The organism is Pseudarthrobacter sp. 01T43 (assembly GCF_056398665.1).
The window spans coordinates 311214-333165 of the sequence record NZ_JBFTPV010000003.1; the positions used below are offsets into that span (position 1 = coordinate 311214).

General features: G+C 64.1%; 19 protein-coding genes and 1 pseudogene. 13 read left to right on the top strand and 7 right to left on the bottom strand.

What is annotated here, in order from left to right; translation table 11 throughout:
• Nucleotides 1–148: 148 nt before the first annotated feature.
• Entirely contained in the window at nucleotides 149–1621 is a 1473-nt protein-coding gene (locus AC1DIM_RS04895) for a hypothetical protein (protein ID WP_477709368.1), read from the top strand.
• A 100-nt stretch (nucleotides 1622–1721) separates the two neighbouring features.
• On the top strand, nucleotides 1722–1901 hold the full coding sequence (locus tag AC1DIM_RS04900; protein ID WP_477709369.1) for a recombinase family protein: 180 nt from the start codon (nucleotides 1722–1724) through the stop codon (nucleotides 1899–1901).
• Nucleotides 1902–2224: 323 nt separating this feature from the next.
• Here AC1DIM_RS04900 and AC1DIM_RS04905 read toward each other — a convergent pair whose 3' ends face one another.
• Nucleotides 2225–3085: a Shedu anti-phage system protein SduA domain-containing protein gene (locus tag AC1DIM_RS04905; protein ID WP_477709370.1), complete on the bottom strand. Its 861-nt coding sequence runs from the start codon at nucleotides 3083–3085 to the stop codon at nucleotides 2225–2227.
• 154 nt (nucleotides 3086–3239) lie between these two features.
• Between AC1DIM_RS04905 and AC1DIM_RS04910 the strand changes: the two genes are divergently transcribed.
• Nucleotides 3240–3785: an ImmA/IrrE family metallo-endopeptidase gene (locus AC1DIM_RS04910; RefSeq protein WP_477709371.1), complete on the top strand. Its 546-nt coding sequence runs from the start codon at nucleotides 3240–3242 to the stop codon at nucleotides 3783–3785.
• A 131-nt stretch (nucleotides 3786–3916) separates the two neighbouring features.
• Nucleotides 3917–4726 (top strand): hypothetical protein, encoded by an 810-nt coding sequence (locus AC1DIM_RS04915; RefSeq protein WP_477709372.1) that lies wholly within the window; start codon nucleotides 3917–3919, stop codon nucleotides 4724–4726.
• A 396-nt stretch (nucleotides 4727–5122) separates the two neighbouring features.
• On the opposite strand, the gene AC1DIM_RS04920 is transcribed toward AC1DIM_RS04915, so the two are convergent.
• The gene (locus AC1DIM_RS04920) at nucleotides 5123–6532 is read right to left on the bottom strand and encodes an amino acid permease (RefSeq protein WP_477709373.1); all 1410 of its coding nucleotides are present in this window, start codon (nucleotides 6530–6532) and stop codon (nucleotides 5123–5125) included.
• A 53-nt stretch (nucleotides 6533–6585) separates the two neighbouring features.
• Nucleotides 6586–7683 carry a histidinol-phosphate transaminase gene (gene hisC, locus AC1DIM_RS04925; protein ID WP_477709374.1) on the bottom strand — a complete coding sequence of 366 codons (1098 nt, stop codon included), beginning with the start codon at nucleotides 7681–7683 and terminating at the stop codon, nucleotides 6586–6588.
• A gap of 93 nt (nucleotides 7684–7776) precedes the next feature.
• Between hisC and AC1DIM_RS04930 the strand changes: the two genes are divergently transcribed.
• The 6 genes from AC1DIM_RS04930 (at nucleotide 7777) to AC1DIM_RS04955 (ending at nucleotide 14709) form a co-directional block, all read left to right on the top strand.
• On the top strand, nucleotides 7777–8280 hold the full coding sequence (locus AC1DIM_RS04930; protein ID WP_477709375.1) for an Lrp/AsnC family transcriptional regulator: 504 nt from the start codon (nucleotides 7777–7779) through the stop codon (nucleotides 8278–8280).
• Between the two features lie 120 nt (nucleotides 8281–8400).
• Nucleotides 8401–10059 carry a thiamine pyrophosphate-binding protein gene (locus AC1DIM_RS04935; protein WP_477709376.1) on the top strand — a complete coding sequence of 553 codons (1659 nt, stop codon included), beginning with the start codon at nucleotides 8401–8403 and terminating at the stop codon, nucleotides 10057–10059.
• A gap of 227 nt (nucleotides 10060–10286) precedes the next feature.
• Nucleotides 10287–11960, top strand: a complete 1674-nt coding sequence (locus tag AC1DIM_RS04940) for an alkaline phosphatase family protein (protein ID WP_477709377.1) — start codon at nucleotides 10287–10289, stop codon at nucleotides 11958–11960.
• Nucleotides 11961–12177: 217 nt separating this feature from the next.
• Nucleotides 12178–13860, top strand: coding sequence for an HNH endonuclease signature motif containing protein (locus AC1DIM_RS04945; protein ID WP_477709378.1), 1683 nt, complete (start codon nucleotides 12178–12180; stop codon nucleotides 13858–13860).
• 173 nt (nucleotides 13861–14033) lie between these two features.
• Nucleotides 14034–14519, top strand: a complete 486-nt coding sequence (locus AC1DIM_RS04950; RefSeq protein ID WP_477709379.1) for a diacylglycerol kinase family protein — start codon at nucleotides 14034–14036, stop codon at nucleotides 14517–14519.
• Nucleotides 14503–14709, top strand: a complete 207-nt coding sequence (locus AC1DIM_RS04955; protein WP_477709380.1) for a hypothetical protein — start codon at nucleotides 14503–14505, stop codon at nucleotides 14707–14709. Before AC1DIM_RS04950 ends, AC1DIM_RS04955 begins: the two co-directional genes overlap by 17 nt.
• A 61-nt stretch (nucleotides 14710–14770) precedes the next feature.
• Here the strand turns inward: AC1DIM_RS04955 and AC1DIM_RS04960 are convergent, their stop codons facing one another.
• Together AC1DIM_RS04960 and AC1DIM_RS04965 are read right to left on the bottom strand one after the other, a co-directional pair.
• Nucleotides 14771–16006 (bottom strand): endonuclease/exonuclease/phosphatase family protein, encoded by a 1236-nt coding sequence (locus tag AC1DIM_RS04960; protein ID WP_477709381.1) that lies wholly within the window; start codon nucleotides 16004–16006, stop codon nucleotides 14771–14773.
• A gap of 199 nt (nucleotides 16007–16205) precedes the next feature.
• Nucleotides 16206–16493: a hypothetical protein gene (locus AC1DIM_RS04965; RefSeq protein WP_477709382.1), complete on the bottom strand. Its 288-nt coding sequence runs from the start codon at nucleotides 16491–16493 to the stop codon at nucleotides 16206–16208.
• Between the two features lie 288 nt (nucleotides 16494–16781).
• Between AC1DIM_RS04965 and AC1DIM_RS04970 the strand changes: the two genes are divergently transcribed.
• A complete protein-coding gene (locus AC1DIM_RS04970) occupies nucleotides 16782–17099 on the top strand; it encodes a hypothetical protein (RefSeq protein ID WP_477709383.1) in 318 nt (105 codons plus the stop codon).
• 118 nt (nucleotides 17100–17217) lie between these two features.
• On the opposite strand, the gene AC1DIM_RS04975 is transcribed toward AC1DIM_RS04970, so the two are convergent.
• Nucleotides 17218–18453, bottom strand: a complete 1236-nt coding sequence (locus AC1DIM_RS04975; RefSeq protein ID WP_477709384.1) for a hypothetical protein — start codon at nucleotides 18451–18453, stop codon at nucleotides 17218–17220.
• A 4-nt stretch (nucleotides 18454–18457) separates the two neighbouring features.
• A complete protein-coding gene (locus AC1DIM_RS04980; RefSeq protein ID WP_477709385.1) occupies nucleotides 18458–18877 on the bottom strand; it encodes a hypothetical protein in 420 nt (139 codons plus the stop codon).
• 866 nt (nucleotides 18878–19743) lie between these two features.
• Between AC1DIM_RS04980 and AC1DIM_RS04985 the strand changes: the two are divergent.
• Nucleotides 19744–20818 (top strand): annotated as a pseudogene (locus AC1DIM_RS04985) (alkaline phosphatase family protein).
• On the top strand, nucleotides 20815–21942 hold the full coding sequence (locus AC1DIM_RS04990) for an alkaline phosphatase family protein (protein ID WP_477709386.1): 1128 nt from the start codon (nucleotides 20815–20817) through the stop codon (nucleotides 21940–21942). Before AC1DIM_RS04985 ends, AC1DIM_RS04990 begins: the two are co-directional and overlap by 4 nt.
• Nucleotides 21943–21952: the final 10 nt, after the last annotated feature.

A 21952-nucleotide genomic window follows, 5' to 3' on the forward strand; every position in this document is an offset into this window, starting at 1 on the left:
CGGTGGAGTGAGTCATGGTGGACCTTTCTTAGGTGCATGGGGCGTTTCTGCACAGAGTAAATTCCTCCGTGAGATAAAGACACTATCATCCATTTTCATTTTGCACAGGGGAATCTCAGTCGTGCAAAATTGAGCTAGAGTTCTGAGTATGACGCCCCACGACATAGTTGCAGACAAGTCGCAGCTCGTCCGTTTCCAAAACGAGCTTGCCTACCTCGATCGAATGCAGCCGGCGGAGGACGAGGTTTGTGATGACACTGAACTGCTGAATTCGAAGGATGGCATCCTCATCGTCAGCTGGCTATGGCCGAGCCCAATCTACGAACCGGGGTATGATCCGTTCGACATCGCCTCAAGTGACAACCAAACGCTCAGGAGCGCCGCCAAACACTCACCCGGAGTCAAGTCAGAGAAGGCTTGCGCAGCGACAAGACAAGCGTTTGATCGCCAACGTCAGAGGCGGCGCCAAGTCGCCGCACGTCGCTTCGAGCTAATTATTACGACCACAGCACGGGCAGTTGGTTGCCCTGTTGAAGACCTCAAAACCCACCTGAAGTGGTTGACTCCCCTCACCGACCTAGAGCTGGATCGACTGCTCCACGGGTACACACCGTTCCCGTTCTCCGCCATTGTCAACCTTAGTAAGGTGCTCCAGTTGGAGTTTACGGATGCTTTGACTTGGGTCCTGACCGACCCGCAACGTCTTGCGCGTCGCATCGAACAGTCAGTCGTGGCCAGCGGGATCTCTAACCAGCTGCGTTTCCTCACTCTAGAAAATCTCGAGAGCGTAGTAAAGAAACTCCCGCGGGGACACGTGAATGCTGGCCAGGCGCATGAGCAAGACCTCTATCGCGCGCCGCGGCCAGGTGGCAGATATTGGTCGCTATACGAGGCACTCGCTGCAGACGAGAGCGACCATCCCGACTACACACTCGCCGAGATTGACCGCGTCCTCGTTGAGGCCGGCGAGATGCGCCTGCCTGTGAGCGCCAGTGCCGATCGTTCTTGGTGGGCGGGAAGTGGTGCGAAGCCTGAAGGTCGCCCTCAAGTCAACGCATGGTGGGCAGCCGGCTACCGGATTCGGAAGGTCGGATGCGCCCCCTCGTCGGGCAGAGTTACTGCCATAGGCTTCGAGGCTCTCCCCGGGAGGGCACAGTGGCTTGCCAACCCTGAGCGAACTGTGCAGCGGGAGTACCGAGCCCCCGGCCCGGAGAAAGTCGGAATCTACCCAGACATCCAAGGCCTCGTCGCTGCGCTGACCCCCCTTGCAAAGGCGTCGACAGCGCTAACCAAGGATGTCGATCTTGAGGGCCTCACGGCCGCGCTGACCCCCCTTGCAACCGCCCTCGAGCGCATCACAGAGCTAAACCGCTCTCGTGCCCAGCTCGAAGCTAACGTGCCTGATGACCCCAACATCCATCACTTGATTGAGTTCCTCGACGATGCCGGCGCAGCCGACCGCTCCCAGATTGAGCACCACTTCATGCAGATCCAGGAGAAGCCCGTCGACCCGGCCTGGATGACAAACCTGTTGACGAAAGCCAGACGCCAAGGCTGGATCGTCAACAATGGCACACGGAGCCAGCCAAGATGGACAGCAACCGGGCTGATAAATAACTGATAGGGGCTGATCCTGGTGATTTGGAAACTTCACCGGTTGGGCTGTAACACTAGAAATGTGATGGAGCTTGTGGACGGGCTCGAGAATACGGTGTGACGTCTTGGCCGCTAACAGAGGCGTTCCAACCACAGACCCGATGGCTAGGGCCGTGATCACGATCATGGCGGCCTTCGCTCAGTTGGAGCGTGACACGCTCGCTGCACGGACCACGGCAGGCATAGCGGCAGACGGAAAGAAGTCATGGCACAGGGAACTCCGTTTTGCGTGTACACCGAGCTGAAGGCATTGAGCCTGAAGCCAACCGACAATAAAGTTGCTCGAAGCCAGCCGGACGACCGTTTATCGGTTCATGAGACTGAAAAGTAATATTCCGCCGATAGTACAAAATTGGCAGATCCAACTCTAAGCGCAAACGACCCGACGTGGACGGCGGGATAAGTCTCCCCGGCGTGCTCAGCTAGCTATATCCAGCTCACGGCAGTTGACTGAGGCCTGCGGCACGTCCTCCCGGTTTGTACCCTTTGCCCGAAAGCCGTAGGTCGAGGACCATTCCCGGGAGCAAAAAAGAAGTCGTGGAGTGGCACGAGGGCTGGTGCAACGCAACTACTCTGTCGAACCCATACTCCGCACCACGATCTCACCAGGATCACGGACACGATCGCCCTCCGAACGCCAGTGTTGCCATCGGGCCTTGACGTGCTCTCGACGATCTTCAGACATCCATGGAGCACGAGCGAGCGCTTTGGAAGGATCCCTCATAATGACCGCCTCGTCCATGGTGTCAGGCCCTGTTTCGAATGTCGGTGGGACGGAGTGCAATACCGGGCCCCGGTCTTCTTTCATGGTGATGGTTGTACAGTCTTTGGCCTTCTGATTGGGCTTGAGGGAGTCAAAGGTGTAGAAGTATTCGTCCCGTCGCGCCAGAAAGCCCCGCTTCTTGCGCAGCGCGTTTGGATTCGAATGCCGCGAATGGGCAGGGTCAAACTCCGAAGCACGTCCGTAGATCAATACGAACTGGGGCTCAAGCGTGCGGTGGTCAAACTCACTTGAAACATAAGTCTTCCTAAAGATCGACTGATTTTCAGGTTCTGAGAACCAGACTTTCCAGTCCGCGAACTGGTCTAGCGCCGCTGTGAGCTCACTACTCGGCCGGCCGTTTAGATTGAACCAAGGACGGCTCGGCTTTTCAATTTCTATGCAAATAGGCGTAACGAGGCCAGTTGCCGAAGTCACCCACATAAAATCAGGTCGACGTGACCGGTTCAGTCCTTTAAGGGGCGGTTCCCGGAAGACGCCGCTTAGCCTCGGCCCATGATGTCCGCCCGGTCCCACGTCACCAAACGACCCAGGAAGAAGGGAGGGGTGTGCCTCTAGGAAGGACTGCACTTTGGATTCTTTCGGGTCGCTGTCAAGAAGCTCCGCCCACTCCTTAGTCAATCTGGCCGTATAGTCGTCCCACGACATCGCCCTAGGGCGATCCCTTGGCAGATCGCAATTCAACTCAGTCCAGACTGTCACTTAGTACCTTTCGTTCTTGCCGGGTCACGACCTTCGGAGACCAAACGCATGTGGCGCTGTCGGTCACAATTCAGAAGCACGCGCCAGCCCTCGCGTTAGAGTGGGGTGTAGCAAACAGTCAAGTAGCCGATTGGGGCGGATCATATTGTCCAGTGAGTTCCCGCAACACACAAGTCTAACCTCCGATGCGGTCAGGGATTATGCGGAGAAAATTGGCGGAGCTCATGGGATTTATGATTCCCAAGGGCGGGCCGATATTGCTCGGCTGTTGCAGCGCTTAGGCGGGACCCTAGAGACAAGGGACTCTGCGGAGTCCCTCCATGTACGCGGGATCGGTGACTTCACCGTATACATTCCTACGCACACGTCATCAAGACGAGATCGCTTCACTATCGCCCATGAGATAGCCCACTACTTCCTTCACTACCGTCTGCCCGAGGCTCAGGGCGAGCGGACCTACGCCCGCGGCGGCATACACCGGTCGGAAACCGAGGCAAATACTTTCGCCGCATCTCTCCTGATGCCTGCAGCAGCTTTCATAAAGGCATACAACGAGCTGGGCGGAGACCCTTGGGCCCTCGCTTCGCGATTCGATGTTTCCCCATCGGCAGCTGAAGTTCGAAGTTCAGTCTTGGGGCTACGTTGAGCGCTCGAGCGCCCCGATCAATTCTCTTCCTGTCTTGTGACCTAGTCGGCTCGACCAACTACAAACAGTCAAGAAACAATTGGCGCCGCGCATTCCTTCAGTTCTATCGCGAGTTCCCACAGACCCTAGCCATGATCCTCAAAGAGATGAATGTCTCGGTAAAGCCAGTTCTTTGGAAGCCAGTCGGTGACGAATTGATATTCAAGGCGGAGGTTAGGCGGGAGCGGGACGTCCAGCTTCTCATCGAGGCTTGGCTGAAGGCGATGAAGCAGTACGAACTCACATCGTTGGATGGCGAAGGACTAGCAACCAAGGGGGGAGCCTTCTTGGCAACCTTTCCCGGCCCAGATAGCGAGGTCGCCATCCCGATTGATCCCGAAAACGAGTCGAGCGACAAGGAAGTAGAGGACCTCAACCGCGAAGCCCTCGCCTCCAACAGCGCGGAGTATCTCTACGACTTCTTCGGCCCAAGTATTGACACTGGCTTCCGAGTTTTTTCCGCATGCAGTCAGCGCTACTTCACTTTGTCGCTGGAAGCGGCGTGGATCTTCGCCAGAGCGAGTACGAGCAGCAGCCTAGGGCAATATGATGGTTTGATCTTCATGGGGAGCCGGAGTTTCAAAGGCGTCTGGCACGGTAGGGAGTACCCGCTGTTCGCCATCGACCGCGAGTCAGAAGACCATGTACACAAGCAGCTCAGGAAGCTCGGGGCAGACCCTCACGCCACGGCTCAGCAGATCGAGGAGCTGGCGATTGCGTGCCACAACGCGGAAAATTGGACATTCAAAATCTACCTCCCCGACTCCGAAATCTCCCACTTTACGACTATCCCTGAGGACCCTGAAAGCTTTCCAGGGAACGCAATGATCGGGTCGGAGTCCCCGGCGCCGCCCGGGGACTGGGGAAGCGAAGCTTTGCCGGCTATGGCTGCAACCAGTTAGGCCTTTGATCGCTCGGAAGATGAGGACCGGGCACTATCAAAGCCTCCCGTCTGTGATGTCAGTGAAGCACGCTGGCATTTACCGCACCCCGGTATGGCCAACTCGGCTCCGAGATCCTTCCCTCCATTGGTGCGTGGAAAGCTCCATGCAGTCGATGTTCCCGGTCTGGCCGCACTTTTAAGCTCGTTGTTACAGGGCGTAAGACGCCTGTTCCAACGCCTGTTCCAACGCCTGTTCCAACGCCTGTTCCGAAAGCTAGAAACCTCGAACGCCCAGTCAGTCTGCCGAGCGATGCGTAGAGACCACCCCGGTACGCATCGCGAAGGGCGCGCCCGGCCAAGCCAGACGCGCCCCTCCGTGCGCACCGAACCCTTGAAATGGGTCGCGGCGCCTAATTCAGTCGATAAGCACCGGCTGCTTGGCACCATCCGATTCGACAACCGGCGAAACCTTGCCGGAACGGTGGTGCAGCCAGTTCGCCACCGCCAGCAGCGCCACGAGACCGAAAGTGCTCAGGAGCTGGGGACGGGAATCCTCGCCGATGAACCCCACCGTGAAGATCGCCGCCAGTATGACCAGACCAAAGCCCGTGAGCCACGGGAAGCCGGGCATCCGCAACGGAAGCTCCGTTCCGTCGCGGTCGGCGCGGAGGCGCAGCGCGAGCTGGGCGAGGAGCGCGGAAGTCCATACCAGCAGGCAGGTCGAGCCCACGATGTTGAGCAGGACGGGAAGGACCTTCTCGGGGAAGGCCAGCTCCAGCACCACCGTGACAACGCCGAAGGCGACGCTGGCCAGGACTGCAACAACCGGGACGCGGGCCCTGGACACCGAGGCAAGCAGGCGGGGCGCTTCGCCGCGCTCGGCCAGGGAGTACGCCATCCGGGAGGCGCCGTAGAGGTTGGCGTTGAGGGCGGACAGCAGTGCTGCGACTGCCACCAGGGTGATGGCGGTGGCTGCGCCGGGCATTCCCGCAGCGTCCAACACCGCGGCGAACGGGCTCTTCAGGCCTGCCGAACCGACGGGAACCACGGCAGCGATGACGAAGATGGCGCCGATGTAGAAGATGAGGATGCGCCACAGCACGGTACGGACTGCCTTCTTCACACTGCGGGCCGGCTCTGCGGTCTCGGCTGCCGCTACGGAGACGATCTCGGTGCCGCCGAACGCGAACGCCACCACGAAGAGAGCCGTGGCAATGCCGGCGAAACCGCTGGGTGCGAAGCCGGCACCGGTGAAGTTGGACAGGCCCGGCGACTGGACGCCCGGCAGCCAGCCGAAGAGCAGGGCGGCACCCACCAGGAGGAACCCGACGATGGCCGCCACCTTGAGCAGCGCAAACCAGAACTCGAACTCACCGAAGTTCTTCACACTGGTGAGGTTCACGGCGGTGAGCACCACGATGAACACGAAGGCCATCAGCCACACCGGCAGGGCCGGGAAGATCGTGGCCAGCAGGCCCGCCGCACCGAGCGCTTCGGCCGCGATGACCACCACAAGCTGCAGCCACCAGAGCCAGCCCACCGTGGCACCGGCCACCGGCCCGTAGGCCTTGGCGGTATAGACGGAGAAGGCGCCGCTGTCCGGGTTGGCGGCGGCCATCTCGCCGAGCGCCCACATCACCAGGATGATGAGGGTGCCGGCCACGAGGTAGGAGATCAGCACCGCCGGACCGGCGGCCTGGATGCCGGCGCCGGAGCCGATAAACAGGCCCGCGCCGATGGCGCTTCCCAGGCCCATCATGGTCAGCTGGCGGGGTTTAAGGGCCGCGCCGAGGGCGCGGGCAGACGTCTTTGTCTGTTGTTCCATTGAGGATTCCTCTGGTTGTAGGCGGAACGGGTTGGTAAAAGGTCAGTGAGTGCTCAGGCCGCGTTGGCTTCCAAGAGCCGGAGCACGCGGTCGTTGGAGGCGGGATCGGCAACGGTGATCCGCACGCCGTCGCCCTGGTACGCCCGGACCATGATGTCCGCGAGGTCAAACGCGTCCAGCAGCGTCGCCCGGAGGCTGTCATCGGCGCGGATCCACAGGAAGTTTCCCTGGCTCGGCTGCAGCTTCCAGCCCCGGGCTTCCAGCTCCGCGGCCATCCGGGCGCGCTCCCGCTTGACGTCGGCCACCCGCGCTTCCATCTCCTCCCCCGCGTCCAGCGACGCGACGGCTGCCTTCTGTGCCAGCGCGCTCACGGCGAAGGGAAGGGCGGTGCGACGCAGTCCCTCGGCGATTGCCGGCGTCGCAATTGCATACCCCACGCGCAGGCCGGCGAGTCCGTAGGCCTTCGAGAAGGTGCGCAGGATGCAGACGTTCGGGTAGTGCCGGTAGAGCGCCAGGGAATCGGGGCCGCTGCCCGCCTCGGCGTATTCCACGTAGGCCTCGTCAATCACCACGAGGATGTCCGGGCGGACGGACTGCAGGAAGGCCTCGATGCGGTCGTGGCTGATCGGCACGCCGGTGGGATTGTTGGGGGTGCAGAGCAGGATGACCTTCGTGCGGTCGGTGACGGCCGCGGCCATGGCATCGAGGTCGTGGCCCTCAGCCTCGTCCAGCGGGATGCGGACCGGCCGGGCGCCTGCCAGCTCCACCAGGATGGGGTAGGCCTCGAAGGAGCGCCACGCGAAGATCACGTCATCCCCGGCGTCGCACAAACCGGTGATGATCTGCTGGAGGACGCCCACGCTGCCGGGTCCCACCGCCACCTCTCCGGCCGTGACGCCGAGGTGGCGGGCAAGCCGTTCTCGGAGTTCGACGGCGGCACTGTCCGGGTAGCGGTTCATGGTGCCCGCCGCCGCGGCCACCGCCGCGGCGGCAGCCGGCAGCGGGGCGTAGTGGCTTTCGTTGCTGGCGAGGGCTGCGATGTCCGTACCGGCGCCGCGGCGGCCCGGGACGTAGGACGGAAGTCCGGCCACCGCGCCACGAAGGGTGGGAAGCACGGTATCCGGTGCGAAGAGGAGCTGATCACTGGTCATGAGGACTGATCATGATTGTGACCCGGCCCACAATGCAAGATACCCTCAAGCCATTGGGACTTCTGCTCAACTTCTACTAACTGTGGTGAAAATATGACCATCCCGAACCCCCGCACCCTGGATTCCCTCGACGGCCGGATCATCCTCGCCCTCGACGAGGATCCGGAAGCCAGCGCCCTGGCACTCTCCCGGACACTCGGCGTCGCACGCAACACGGTCCACGCCCGGCTGGCACGGCTCGAGCGCAGCGGCGCCCTCCGCTCCTTCAGCCGGAGGCTGGACCCCGCCGCGCTGGGCTATGACCTGATGGCCTTCCTCTCCCTGTCCATCAGCCAGACCCGGACAGGTGCCGTGGAGGACGGGCTCGCCGCGATCCCGGAGGTCATCGAGGTGCACGCCACCACCGGCGACGCGGACCTCATGGCCAAGGTGGTGGCACGCAGCACGGCCGATCTCTACCGCATCACCAACGAGATCTTGGAAATCGAGGGCATCCAGCGGACCAGCACGGCCATTTCCGTGCTGGAACTCATGCCACCCCGCTACGACGGCCTCCTGAGCCGGCTCACCGAGCAGGAATCCCGCCCCTCCAGCTAAGGTCGGGTGACGCACGCCACAAGTGGGCATATTTTCACTTACGCTCGTACTCCCCTGCCAATTATCCCAATCGAACGCTGTGCTCTTGCCTATCTGAGGTCCAGACCGGAGGATTCCTGCATGACTACTCTTACCGTCTCCGGCCGCGTGGCACAGGTTCTCAGCAGCTACGTCAGCGATGTCTTCGGCGTCATGGGCAACGGCAACGTCTACTTCCTGGACGCCGCGGAACAGCTGGGCCTCCGCTTCTCCGCCGTCCGCCATGAAGGCGCCGCCATCGCCGCGGCCGACGCCTACTACCGGACGTCGGGACGCCTCGCCGCGGGCACCACCACCTACGGCCCCGGCTACACCAACGCGCTCACCGCCCTCGCCGAGGCGGTCCAGGCGCAGATCCCCGTGGTGCTGGTCACCGGGGACGCCCCGAGCGTCGGCGCCCGGCCCCAGGACGTGGACCAGGCGGCCATCGCCGCGGGCCTCGGCGCGGCCACCTTCACCGTCACCCGCGACGCCGCGGGCTCCATTACCCGGCAGGCGGTGGAGTACGCACTCACCAAGCGCACCGCCGTCGTAATTGCCATCCCCTACGACCTCGCGGCGCTCGAGGCGGAGGATGAAGAACTTCCGGCGCCGCTGGCACCGCAGGTAACGGACGACGTCGACGGCGGCCTTGGGCAGGTAGCCCGCCTGCTCGCCGGGGCGAAGCGGCCGCTGATCCTCGCCGGCCGCGGTGCGCACCTTGCCGGCGCCGGTCCGGAACTCCGCGAACTCGCCGACCGCCTCGGCGCACTGACCGCCGGAACCGCCCTGGCGCTCAACCTCCTCAATGGCGAGGGGTACCTGGGCGTGGCCGGCGGTTTCGGCACCGAGACCGCGGCCGGGCTCATGGGCGAGGCCGATGTGGTCCTCGTGGCCGGGGCAAGCCTGAGCCCGTTCACCATGCGGTTCGGGCACCTGCTCGGCCCGGACACCACTGTCATCCAGATCGACACCGCCCTGCAGCCGACGCACCCCCGGGTGGACACGTTCGTCAGCGCGGACGTGAAGTCTGCTGCTTCGCGCCTTCTGCGGATGCTGGACGGCAGGCCTGCGGGCAGCGCGTGGCGCGCGGAAGCCCGCAAGCGCGTGGCCGAAGGACCGGCCCACCACCCTGGCTCTTCGGAAACGGCGGATGGACGGTTGGACCCGCGCGCCCTGGCCACAGCCTTGGACGCCGTGCTGCCGGAGCGCCGCACGGTGGTCCAGGACGGCGGGCACTTCCTCGGCTGGGCACCCATGTACTGGCGCATCCCGCGGCCTCAGGACCTGGTGATGGTGGGGACCGCCTTCCAGAGCATCGGGCTCGGCCTGGCCAGCGCCGTCGGGGCAGCCCGCGCGGTGGAGGACGGCCGCACCCTGGTGCTGGCCTCGGGCGACGGCGGTTTCCTGATGGGCCTGTCCGACCTCGAATCGCTCATTGGCACGGCCCGCAGCGCCGTCGTCGTCATCTACAACGACGCCGCCTACGGAGCCGAAATCCACCAGTACGCTTCCAAGGGCCTGACCGAAAAGCCGATGCTGATCCCTGAGGTGGACTTCAGCGGGGTTGCCCGCGCCCTGGGTGCTGAGTCCGCGATCATCCGCTCGCTTTCCGATTTGTCCGCGCTTCAGGACTGGATCGACGCCGGTGCCAAGGGAACCTTCGTGGCCGACTGCCGCATCACCTCCAGCGTCCGGGCCCCGTGGATGAGCGAGTGGATGGAGGCCAAGCAGGGGGCGAAGGCGGCGGTGGYGGGCTGAATCCACAGCTATCGATTTTCCAGCGGCGGCACGCACACCAACCCTGTACCAGAGATAGTCTCCGGCTGTGAATTCCCGGAAAGTTTCATGATGCACGGTTGAATCAATGATGAACCTTCAACAGGATCGCCCGAAAACGGAAGACGCGAGGACCTGCCTGCAGCAAGAATCCCCAAGGGAAGAAAGTCATTCCCGTGGTTCTCTCATTGACGAAGGGTCTTATTTTGATGAAGTCAGCGAAAAAATACGGGGTCGCCGCAGGCGCGGTTCTCGGCGCAGTCATGATGGCAGGATCAGCAGTGACCCCGGCATTGGCCGAGAACGGGCAACACGGCGAAGGCCAGGGCGGCAACGGCGAGACGTCCAAGCACGTCCTCCTGCTTTCGGTGGACGGCCTGCACCAGAAGGACCTGGATTGGTACGTCTCGGCGCACCCGCAATCGGCGCTGGCCGCCTTGGTGAACCACGGGACCAGTTACACGCACGCCCAGACCCCTGTGCCCTCGGATTCCTTCCCCGGCATGGTGGGCCAGTTGACCGGCGGAAACCCTGGAACCACCGGGATCTACTACGACGACACGTACAACCGGTCGCTCCTGCCCGCCGGCACCAGCGACTGCAAAAACACCGCCCCCGGCACCGAGGTGGCCCTGACCGAGGCTGCGGACAAGAATCCCGACGCGCTCGACGCTGGACAGGGCCTCACGGGTTTGCCCTCCAGCATCATGAACATGACCGGCCAGCCGGGATCCCTGCTCAATCCGGCAGCACTGCCCGTGGACCCGGCGACGTGCAAGCCCGTTTACCCGCATCAGTACCTGAAGGTCAACACAGTTTTTGAAGTCGCCAAGAGCGCAGGAATGACTACCGCATGGTCGGACAAGCACCCGGCCTACGAAATCCTCAACGGCCCCTCCGGCAAGGGCGTGGACGACCTCTTCACCCCCGAGATCAACAGCAAGGCACCCGCGCCGTTCACCGGCGACTGGACGAAGGACAACGCCGCAACCCAGCAGTACGACGGGTACAAAGTACAAGCGGTCCTGAACGAAATCGGCGGGAAGGACCACTCCGGCACCCGCGCGGCCGCGACCCCGGCGATCTTCGGCATGAACTTCCAGTCCGTTTCCACCGCACAGAAGCTCCCGACGTCGGACGGACTCACCGGCGGCTACCTCCCGGGCGGCACCGTCCCCGGCCCCCTGCTGGCCAAAGCCCTCGACTATGTCGATACCGCCGTCGGGAAGATGCAGTCCGCCCTGTCCGCCTCCGAACACGCCGAGGACACCACCATCATCCTCTCGGCGAAACACGGACAGTCACCCACCGACCCGAACCAACTCACCCGGGTTCCGGACAGCACCATCATCGACGGACTCAACGCCGCCTGGAAGGCCGCCCACCCTGGGACCGCTGACCTGGTGGCCTTCTCCACGGATGATGACATCATGCAGCTCTGGCTCTCCGACCACTCCCAGGCAGCTGCGCAGTTCGCCAAGGATTACCTGACATCCCACCCGGCCGCCGGCAACGACATCAACAGCGCCGCCAAGTCCGTGCCAACCTCGGGACTGAGTACCGTCTACGCAGGCAGCGAAGTCGCCAACTACTTCAACACGAAAACCAGCGACGCCCGCTACCCCGACATCCTGGGCATCGCACAAGCCGGCGTCGTCTACACCGGCGGTACATCAAAAATCGCTGAACACGGCGGCGCCTCCGCCGASGACCGCGAYGTGCCGCTCGTSRTCTCCGGCGCCAACGACGAGAAGGCCCGCACCGTCACCAGCACCGTTGAAACCACACAGATCGCCCCGACTATCCTCAAAACCCTCGGCCTGAACCCGAACAAACTCCAAGCAGTACAGATCGAGGGAACCAAAGTCCTCCCGCAGCGCTGACCCACACCATTCCGGTCGCCGGAGGGCTTCCGCAGGACACCTCCTGTGGAAGCCCTCCCCCGTTTCAGCGGCTGAGAGCAGGAGCCGCCGGTGACGCCACCGGCTACGCTTCGTTGTCAGCCGCGAACCCCCATGACCCCCATGACCCCCCAAACCAGACGCTGGTCGCTGCATGGCTGCCGGCCAAATTGTCGTACCCCCGTTAGAGGATGTTCGTATGGGAACCAGTGCGGGGACGGGGACAGGCATGGAGGCTATTTATGCCACCGTTGCTGCTCTCGCCGCGCTCGATGCCGAGGACCATGCCCTCGCCTCCGCCGGTGCTTCCGCTGTGGCCGGGGACGGTGTGGATGTGCTGGCGCGGGCGTACGAAATTCGGCTGAAACGGATGGGACTGGAAAAGAAGCTGGAGGCCCAGGCCGCAGCCCGGAAGGCCAGGTCCGTGGCCGAAGCCATGGACCTACAACTCGCTATGACGCCACCGGACGTGCCCCTGCATGAGCGGACCTACACCGAGATGTCTACGGTTGAGGAAATCGGCGGGATCCTGACCATCAGTTCCGGGGCCGCGTCCGCGTTCGTGGCTCAGTCCCGGCGGGTGTGTGCATTGCCGCCGGTCATGGACGCACTCTCCACAGGCAGCCTCTCCTGGCAGCAGGCACGGATCTTCGCCGACGAGACCGAGGCTTTGGACCATCCCGCCGCGGCCGCATTGGTGGAGCACTTCCTCGACCCAGACGCCCCTGACCCGGCGAGGGGTTGCCCCGCGCCGGAGCTGGTGCCGGCCCGGTTGCGGGCCAGGCTCCGGGGCTGGCGGGAACGCCGCCACCCGGAATCGATTGAGAAGCGACACCGCAAAAGCGCCGCGGACCGGCGGGTGGAATTCACTCCGGACCGTGACGGGATGGCCTGGATCGCCGCATACCTCCCAGCAGACCAAGCACTGGCGATTTTGAACGACCTCACTGCAACCGCCAGAAGCCTCCAAGGCCCCAACGAACCCCGCACTCTTACCCAACTCAAATCCGACGACTTCGCCAGACGCCTCCTCACCAACAGAACCGCCACCATCCCCACCACCGTCTCCCTCCAGCGCGAGGGCGATGCGCAGGAGGACCTGCTTGGCTTGGCCACTCTCGTCGGCTCCGATGAACCCGCGGCAAACTTCGGTAGCTTCGATACCGTCGCAAACAGTGACCGCCCGGACCAGGCCGAAGCGGTGTTGAGCGGAACCACCACGGATCCGGAGGCAGGCAAGGGCCCCACGCCCCGCGCCGACGTGCTCGTCACCGTCCCGTACTTCGCACTCCTGGGCCTCACCGACGAACCCGCAGACCTCGACGGTTACGGGCCCATTCCCGCCTCCATGGCCCGTCAGCTCCTTGCCGGCGGCGCCGAATCCTTCCGCAGGGTCCTGCTCGACCCCAGCGACGGAACACCCCTGGAAATCGGTCGCACCAGTTATCGACTCTCCAAGGCGATGAAAAAAGCGTTGCAGCTGCGGGACGGCAGGTGCGTCTTCCCCGGCTTCAACAACAACTCCCTGGACAACGACACCGACCACCTACTGGCGTGGCAACACGGCGGAACCACCGGAATCAGCAACCTCGCACAGCTCTGCCCAAAACATCACCGCCTGAAACACAACAGCGGCTGGGAACCCACGGCCTCAACCAGAGATGAGCCACCCGGCTGGACATCACCCACCGGCCGCCACTACCAATCCGAACAACCCGACCGCGAACCACCACAATGGCCACCGGGAGTCCTCCAGCCCGAAATCAGTCCCTCAGCAATCATTCCGCCGAAATTCAATGGGTCGGAAATCAGTCCAACCGAAACTGGTTCATCCCAGGTCACTCCGCTGGAAGGGCTGTTGCTCCAGCTTCTGTCCGGATGATGGGCCACATATTCAAGGTGCTCTAACCAAGTGGCGGTTCGACCGACCTGGTCTGTGTCTTCCCCGCACGCAGGGTCCTTCGGCTGGAACTCACGCGCCGCCGTCGTACGCCAGGTCCCGCACTGCGGCACGACATAGGGAAACCCACAGGTCCGCGCCCTACGATGTTCCCCATGAAAGCTGCCCGGGACGCCCGCTCTGCCGCCGTGGTGATCAACGCCGGATCACGCCGAGGGGCGGCACACGAGCTGGCGCTGGACACGATGCGCAAGGCAGGCGTGCCCATCTCCGCCGTGCACCCCGTGCTGTCCGGGGCAGACCTGGCCGGGACGCTAGACCGGGTGCTGGCGGACGGGCACGACCTGGTGGTTGTCGGCGGCGGCGGCGGGACGGTCTCCTACGCCGCCGGCCGGGTTGCCGGCACAAACGTCGCGCTCGGCGTTCTTCCACTGGGCACCGCCAACGACTTCGCCCGCACGCCACGGCTTTACTTCCTCGGCGCCTTCGGCGGTGGACCCGTGGCTGCCGCAGCCTGCCGGCTGGGGTTCATACGCGGCGGAAACCCAGCAGCAGGACCCCGGTTCCATGCTCGCGCTGGTGACTGCCGCCGTCGGACTCTGCCGCAAGTTGTGGGGGGAAGGCGTGTTCACCGCGGATGACGGCGGCAGCTGGCGTGTGGAGGACGGGAACCTTCTGGTCTGCGAGCGCAGCCCCAAATTCCTGGTTGCCGTGGCGATGGGAACCGGCCCAGTGCGGCTGCCCGCCGGGACCGTGCTAGCGACTGCCGTGCCACTGGAGACGGACGGCTGGCTGCAGCCGGACAACGCCGCGTGGGTGCTGCGCGAGTAAGGCTGCCGTCACGCGGGTTCCGGAAGGTGAGCTGACCCTGTCAGATCACCTTCCGCCGATCTCAGCCGCGGACCTGCATGTCCGTCCACACCAGACGGTGGTCGCTGCTCGGGAACGGATAGACGCCGGTCAGCCGCGAGAGCGGGTCAGCCTGGGTCGGCCAGAACACGCCGGAACCGAGCACCGTGGTTTTGCGTGAAGGCAACACGTAGTCAACCCGCAGGTTTCCCGGCGCGGTGTCGCCGAAATCGGCGGTGTCGTAGCGGGGGTCACCTGCATGGGCGGCGTTGGCTCCGCCCTGCAGGGCCGCCGCCTCCACGGCACCGGCGGAGACCGGCAACGGGTCCACCACCTGCTTGGAATCCAGGAGCTGGTTGATCGCGGAATCCACGGAGTCGCCGTCGAACGGGTCTGCGTTCTGATCCCCGACGATGACGAACGGTTCGCTCGGCAGGAGCCCGCGCTTTTTGCCCTGGTCGTCCACGATGTACTGCGACTTGCCCGGGGTGACGTAGTCGGCCCAGAACCGGATTTCGTCGTGGTTGCGGCGGCCATTCCGGTCCTCAGGGCCGTCGAAGGTCGGCGGTGTGGGGTGCGAGGCGAGCACGTGCACCGTTTCGCGGCCCACGGTCACCGGAACGTCCCAGTGCGACTTGCTGGACAGGCGAACGACGTCGAGCTCCTCCGGGGAAAACCAGTCTGCCGGTTCGGGCGTGGCCGGGTTATCCGGCAAGAGCGCCCCCGGCATGTCCTTCCAGAGGAAGTTCTGGAACGTCCGCACGTTCTCCGTGTCGATGGGGTACTTCGACAGGATGGCCATGCCGTACTGCCCCTCGAAGGCCCCAAACCCGAAGGCGTCGTCGCCGCCGCCGACTTTGCCGTCGTTGTTGAGGTCGAACCCGCTGGGGATCCCGGTGTTCGACGGCGCAACATAGGCGTGGGGGTAGCTGACAGGATCTGCCCCGCCCTGGCCCACCGCGAGGTAGTTCTCACGGAACAGGTCGGCCGCGCGCATCCCGGGCACGTAGTCGAACTCATTGAGCAGGATGACGTCCGGGTTGGCACGCTGGATGACCTCGGCCACGGTGCGGGCCTGCTGGTTGTCCGGAGTGCTCAGATCCTTCTCAAGTTCGCCGGCGGTTCCCCGGTTGAGCGACAAGTTGTAGGTGGCCACCCGCAGGTCCACCGACTTGTCCTTTTTGGGCCCGGCGACGGCCGGAGCCACGCCGAAACCAATGGCAAGGCTGCCGAGAACAGTGGTGGTTATTACAGCGGTGAGTGTGCGTCCCCTGGACATGGAACTCCTTGACATCGAAAAACGGCAGTACGAACAGCAGTGCGTTCAACGTACGCATCCCAGATGACCGCAAGACGTCTTTCAGGCGAACGGAGATCAATCCCCGCCGCCCCAAAAAGGAGGCCGACGGCGACACTGGGTGTCGCCGTCGGCCTCCCTTAATGCCCTCGCAGCGCTGTCCCCTGCAGGGCGCCGGACCCTAGGCCGCCGCTGGAAGCGTCACGTAACTGTCCTCGATGGCGCGGGCGGCAACAACGGGAGTGCCGTCTGCGGTGACATAGCTGCCACGGGTGACGGGATGCAGGTTTCGGGCGCCGGCGACGGTGACATAGCTGCCCTCGACGCGGGCGTAGGCGACGCCGTCGGGCAGGGATACGTAGCTGCCGCCGCGCACTGCGGTGTCAGCGACGGAAGTCCCGGCGACGGTCTTGAGGGTGGCTTGAGTGGTGGACGAGGATGTTGCGGTGCGTTCGGTCAGCAAAGTCATGGTTCTCCTTGGGCTTTCACGATGAGGGCCGTACAGGTTCTAGCGCCGCTCAAGCAGGAGGACGGTTGCGCGTTGTGTCGCTTGCCCCGCTGGCCCGGGTATGTTCACCGGTGCGGCACTCAGGGCTACGGCGGCCTGCCCTCAACCTTACGGACTTATCATGAGCTACTCAAAATAAGGTGGGAAGGCTCACGTCCACACGTGACTAGGGCACTTCTCCCCTGTTCGCAGCCCGATTCCAGGACTATTCTCAGCCGCATCAACGTCCACTGCTGTCGAGGAGTCATCATGGCCGGGTTTGTGCAGATCATCGAATTCAAGTCCTCCCGCATCAAGGAGATCGAAGAACTGGGCCGTCCCTCCCGAACCGAGGGGAGCACTGCGCCCACATTCCGCCGCATTATTGCCACGGCGGACAGGGACCACCAAGGGACCTTCTTCACCATCGTCGAGTTCGATTCCTTTGACTCCGCGATGGAGAATTCCGGCCGGCCGGAAACGTCGGAGTTCGCTGCCAAGATGGCCGAACTGTGCGATGGACCCGTGACGTTCCACAATCTGGATGTCATATGGGAGGACACGGGCGACGCGGCGGACAACGGCTAGGAGCCGGACAACTGCCTGCCCGCACGGGGGTCATGTACCGGCGGCGGACCGGCGCCTAACGCACCGGTTCACCGCGGTACCCGCACCCACCACTCACTGATCCGGCCGCACGCAAACCCTAGTCACGTGACCCGGCCGGCGGGGCAGCGCCCCTGCGCGGTGTCCGGCCCACCGGCTTCATCTCTGCGGCGAACCGAAGCCCGTCCTCGAAGCTGGCCCCGTCCAGCCGCTTCACCAGGCGCTTCGCCTGCCGGAGCACGCGGGCCCGGTGGCCGGGCGCGTCCGCGGCGAGGGCATCCAGGACCGTGTTCAGGTGTTCCAGAGACTGCCCGCCGATACGTTCCGCCCCGTCCCCCAGCCAGGTGCCGGCGTCGTTCACCAGCCCGTTCAGTGCCTCCCTGACGTCCGGGCGCTGCTCGGCGAGCATGGCCAGAGCAGGGCTCGCCGCGGCGAATTCCGCCCACCACGCCCCAAGGCCCGGCGACTCACGGAAGGCTCCGTCCCGGAAGGTCCGCATCGAGTCGAAGCTCCCTGCCTGGGACTTTTCCTGCCGGGCCTCTCTGCCGGCGCTGAAGGAAAACAGCCTCTCCAGGTGGCAGTCCAGCTGCGGGAAGCCGCGGAACACCCCGCTGATTTCCCAGTCCCCGTCCCCGGATTCGTCCCCGGACCACCGCCGGTTGATCGCGATCGCCGGCGTGGCCACCAGCTCATCGGTAGTGGTGGTAAACGCTTCGGTGCCGATCCCGTCGTCGTTGTTCCCGAACGTCCCGTACCAGATCAGCTCCCACCCGGACATGGCATTCTTAACTGCCGCCTTGACCGACGTGGCCGCCGAGGCCTTCACCGCCTCGATCGCGTCCTTAATCTGCTGCGGAGTGGGTGCGGCCAGCGCATGCTGGAAACTCGCGGCCACCTTGACCACGGCCAGCTGGACGGCGTCCACAAACGCCGCGTACCCTGTGTTCGCCAGGGAGTCCGGCCAGCCGTCTTCCTCCATGAGGGACACCACCACGCCGGCGAAGGCGGGGAGATCGTCTTCGCCGAGCAGGGCACGCAGCCCGGCATCGTTCACGGGGATGGGTTTCAGCTTGGTGGACCAGAGGCCGACGGCGTCCGGCACCGCCACATCGTCCCCGGCGTCCACGTCCGTGTTGCCCAGGTTCCCGTGGCTTCCATTGCTGGAAACGATGGTGGGTGAGCCGATCAGGCCGGACCCGGCCTCGACGGCGAAGCTGTCCCCGTCCACCTTGAAGAACACGGTCCAGATATACGGCTCCGCGTTTCCCCACCCATCGCCCTCGTCATGGCAATGGACATTCTGCAGCACCGTTTCCAAATTCAGCGTGGCGCGCATGGAATTACTTCGAACTATCGTCGTCAAGCATGGGCTGCTCTTCTTCACCCGGTAACTGCCGGTGCACCGGTCCTCGGATTTGACGGCGGGCCATGGTTTGAATCCGTGGCGCTTCAGCCGTGACGGTCAGGCCCGAAACGGCGGACGCCGCGCAGCGCCCCGATGAACTCAATTGACTGGTAAAACACATTCGTCCCGGACCGTACTGGGTACTGCCCCAGATATTGAAGGAAAAGGCCCACCAGCTGTAAAGAATTCCGTTTTCACAGCCTTTCAGATGGCTGGCCAGCCCGTAGCCTGTCTCCTCAACCCAGCTGAAGTCATAGCACCACTTGGTCACCTTGCGCGTGCACGTATCGAACCATTCCCAAGGCCACGCCCCGGGACACCAATAGGTTTCCGTTACCACTACTTGCTGCGGCATGGCCGCCTCCTGACACTCCGCCGGCCGTGCTGCGGGCAGGCCGGCATCCCGGCTTGGCGCCGGGGCAACACGATACTTAGGACCGGTTCCGCTTCCGGAACCGCGGCAGGCGCAAAAGCCTGTTGAGGAAAGCTGCGCGCTGTTCACAACTGCTGCAAGGCGGAATTCCGGCAAAGGTTGTCAGATCCTTAACCGCATCGCCCAGCCCGATACTGTCCCCATTACTTATCCAAAAAGGAATTATTCGCCGATCCTGCCAGTGGCGGGATCGCGCAGGCCATTCCTGAAATTGATTTCGGGTCATAACAAATCCCTTTTGAATATCACCGGCAGGGCCTCTCGCCTTTTGCGGCCGCGACTGCCTACGGTTCAATATCATCCTCGCCGCAGAACCGTCCGTCAATGGCTTTTGAGTTAATTACTAAAGTCGTTGGAGGCTCTCATTTTCACGACCATCTACAGAAGCACGAACGGGCCCGCTGCCCCGGCGCCGGATGCCAGACCTCCAAACGTCCGGTGAACACTCGGTGAACGGATCCCGAAATGATCCGGCGCCGTAACCATTCCGTGATCTACTGTTGCACGCGAACGTTACCCGCGGGTAGCTTCCCTTCCGGCAACCGAGGGACGCCGGCACCATCCACCGCCGTCCGTCCCTGACCGATAAGGAATCCATGGTGAAACTTTCCAGACGCAGTTTGTTCGGTGCGGCAGGCACGGCCGCCGCCACCGCATTGGCCACCGGCAGCACGCTCCGGTCAGCAACCGCCGCCCAGCCGGCACTCCCCGCACCCGGCGAGTCAGGCATCGAACACATCATCGTGGTCATGATGGAAAACCGCTCCTTCGACCACTTCCTCGGCTGGATGCCCGGGGCCGACGGCAAGCAGTCCGGGCTCAGCTACACGGACCGCTACGGCATCCCGCACTCCACTTATCACCTGACGGACTTCCAGGGCTGCGGCCATCCAGACCCCGACCACTCATATGAGGGCGGCCGGATCGAGCACAACAACGGTAAGAACGACGGCTGGCTCCGGGCCGGCGAGAACGACGAGTTCGCCGTCGGGTACTACGCCGCGGCAGACCTGGACTTCTGGCGGCAGGCCGGCCCGGACTGGACGGTCTGCGACCGCTACTTCGCGGCGACCATGGCCGAAACCTACCCCAACCGGTTTTACCAGCACGCCGCAGCCACGGATCCACAACTCCACCGTGACCAGCACGCTGCCCACCATCTGGGACCGGCTGGCCGCCGCCGGCGTGTCCGGGAAGTACTACTACGGCGACATCCCCTTCACCGCACTCTGGGGCACCAAGTACCTCGGCATCTCACACCACTACGCCGAGTTCCTCACCGACTGCTCAGCCGGAACGCTGCCGGCCGTGTCCTTCGTGGACCCGCGCTTCACCGACGAAGGCTCCGGCACCTCCGGTGACGACCATCCGCACGCGGACATCCGCTCCGGCGAAACATTCCTGGCCGAGGTCTACAACGCCGTCACGGCCGGCCCGGGCTGGGCGAACACGATGCTGGTGGTCAACTACGACGAGTGGGGCGGCTTCTACGACCACGTCGCACCCGCGACGGCGCCGGACACGTCAGCGGATACGGCCCTGCGCGGCTTCCGGGTTCCCTCCCTGGTTGTCTCGCCCCGCGCCCGGCGCCGGTACGTCGCCCACGACGTTTATGACCACACCTCGGTTCTGAAAGCGATCGAGTGGCGCTGGAACCTGCCGTCCCTGACGCCGCGGGACAAGGCGGCCCGCAACATCGCTGAAGTCCTCGACTTCGGCACCCCGGCCAACCTGGTAGCCCCCAAGTACCTCGTCCCGCCCTTCGTGGCCGGACCGGCCTGCACCCCCGTGGGCCCGCCGCCGGCCGAGGAATGGTCCGGACTGAAACAGAAAGCCCTCAACGACGGATGGACACTGCCGTGAAAACCAAACTTCGGGCCGCCGCTGCGGCCATAGCCGTACTCGCCACCGCCGCCGCGCTGGGCGGCGCGGCGATTTCCTCCAACCCGGCCGACGCCGCCCCTGCCGCCTCCACACAGGGCTATCTGCCCGGTGCCAAGCACCTCTTCGTCATCAACCTCGAAAACAAGGGCTACGACGAAACCTGGGGCCCGGCGTCGGCCGCCCCCTACCTCTCCCAGACGCTCCGCAGCCAGGGCGTGCTGCTGAACCAGTACTACGGCACGGCCCACAACTCCCAGCCCAACTACGTGGCCCAGATTTCCGGACAGGGACCGAACCCCCAGATGCAGGCCGACTGCCAGAACTACACGCCATTCGCGGGCACCGGCACAGCCAGCCCCGGCCAGGCCATCGGGGACGGCTGCGTCTTTCCGGCCAGCGTTCCCACCGTCGCCGGCCAGCTGAAGGATGCCGGGAAGACCTGGAAAGGCTACATGGAGGACATGGGAACGCCGTGCCGGCACCCGGCGCTGGGCGCCGTCGATGACACCCAGAAAGCCAAAGTCGGGGACCAGTACGCGGCGCGCCACAACCCGTTCGTCTACTTCGCCGGGATCACCGGTTCGCCGGATTGCGCCAAGAACGACGTCGACCTGTCCGCCTTAAAGACCGACCTCGCCTCGGCTGCCACCACGCCCAACCTGTCCATGATCACGCCCAACCTCTGCCATGACGGGCACGACTCCCCCTGCGTCGACGGGCAGCCGGGCGGCCTCGCCAGCGCTGACGCGTGGCTCAAACAGTGGGTTCCCGTCATCACCAACTCCCCCGCATTCAAGCAGGACGGTGTCCTGGTGATCACCTTTGACGAGTCCGACGGGCCGCAGTCCGATGCGAGCGCCTGCTGCGGTGAGGGTCCCGGGCCGAACGCCGCGCTTCCGGGCATCACCGGCATGGGCGGCGGCCGGGTAGGCGCCCTGGTCCTCTCCCCGTTCACCAAGGGCGGCACGTGGTCCACCACCCCGTACAACCACTACAGCCTGCTCGCCAGCATTGAGGACACCTTCGGGCTGCCCTACCTGGGGTATGCCGGGACACCCGGCCTGAACCGGTTCGGACTCGACGTGTACAACGCGGGCGCCTGAACCATCAACG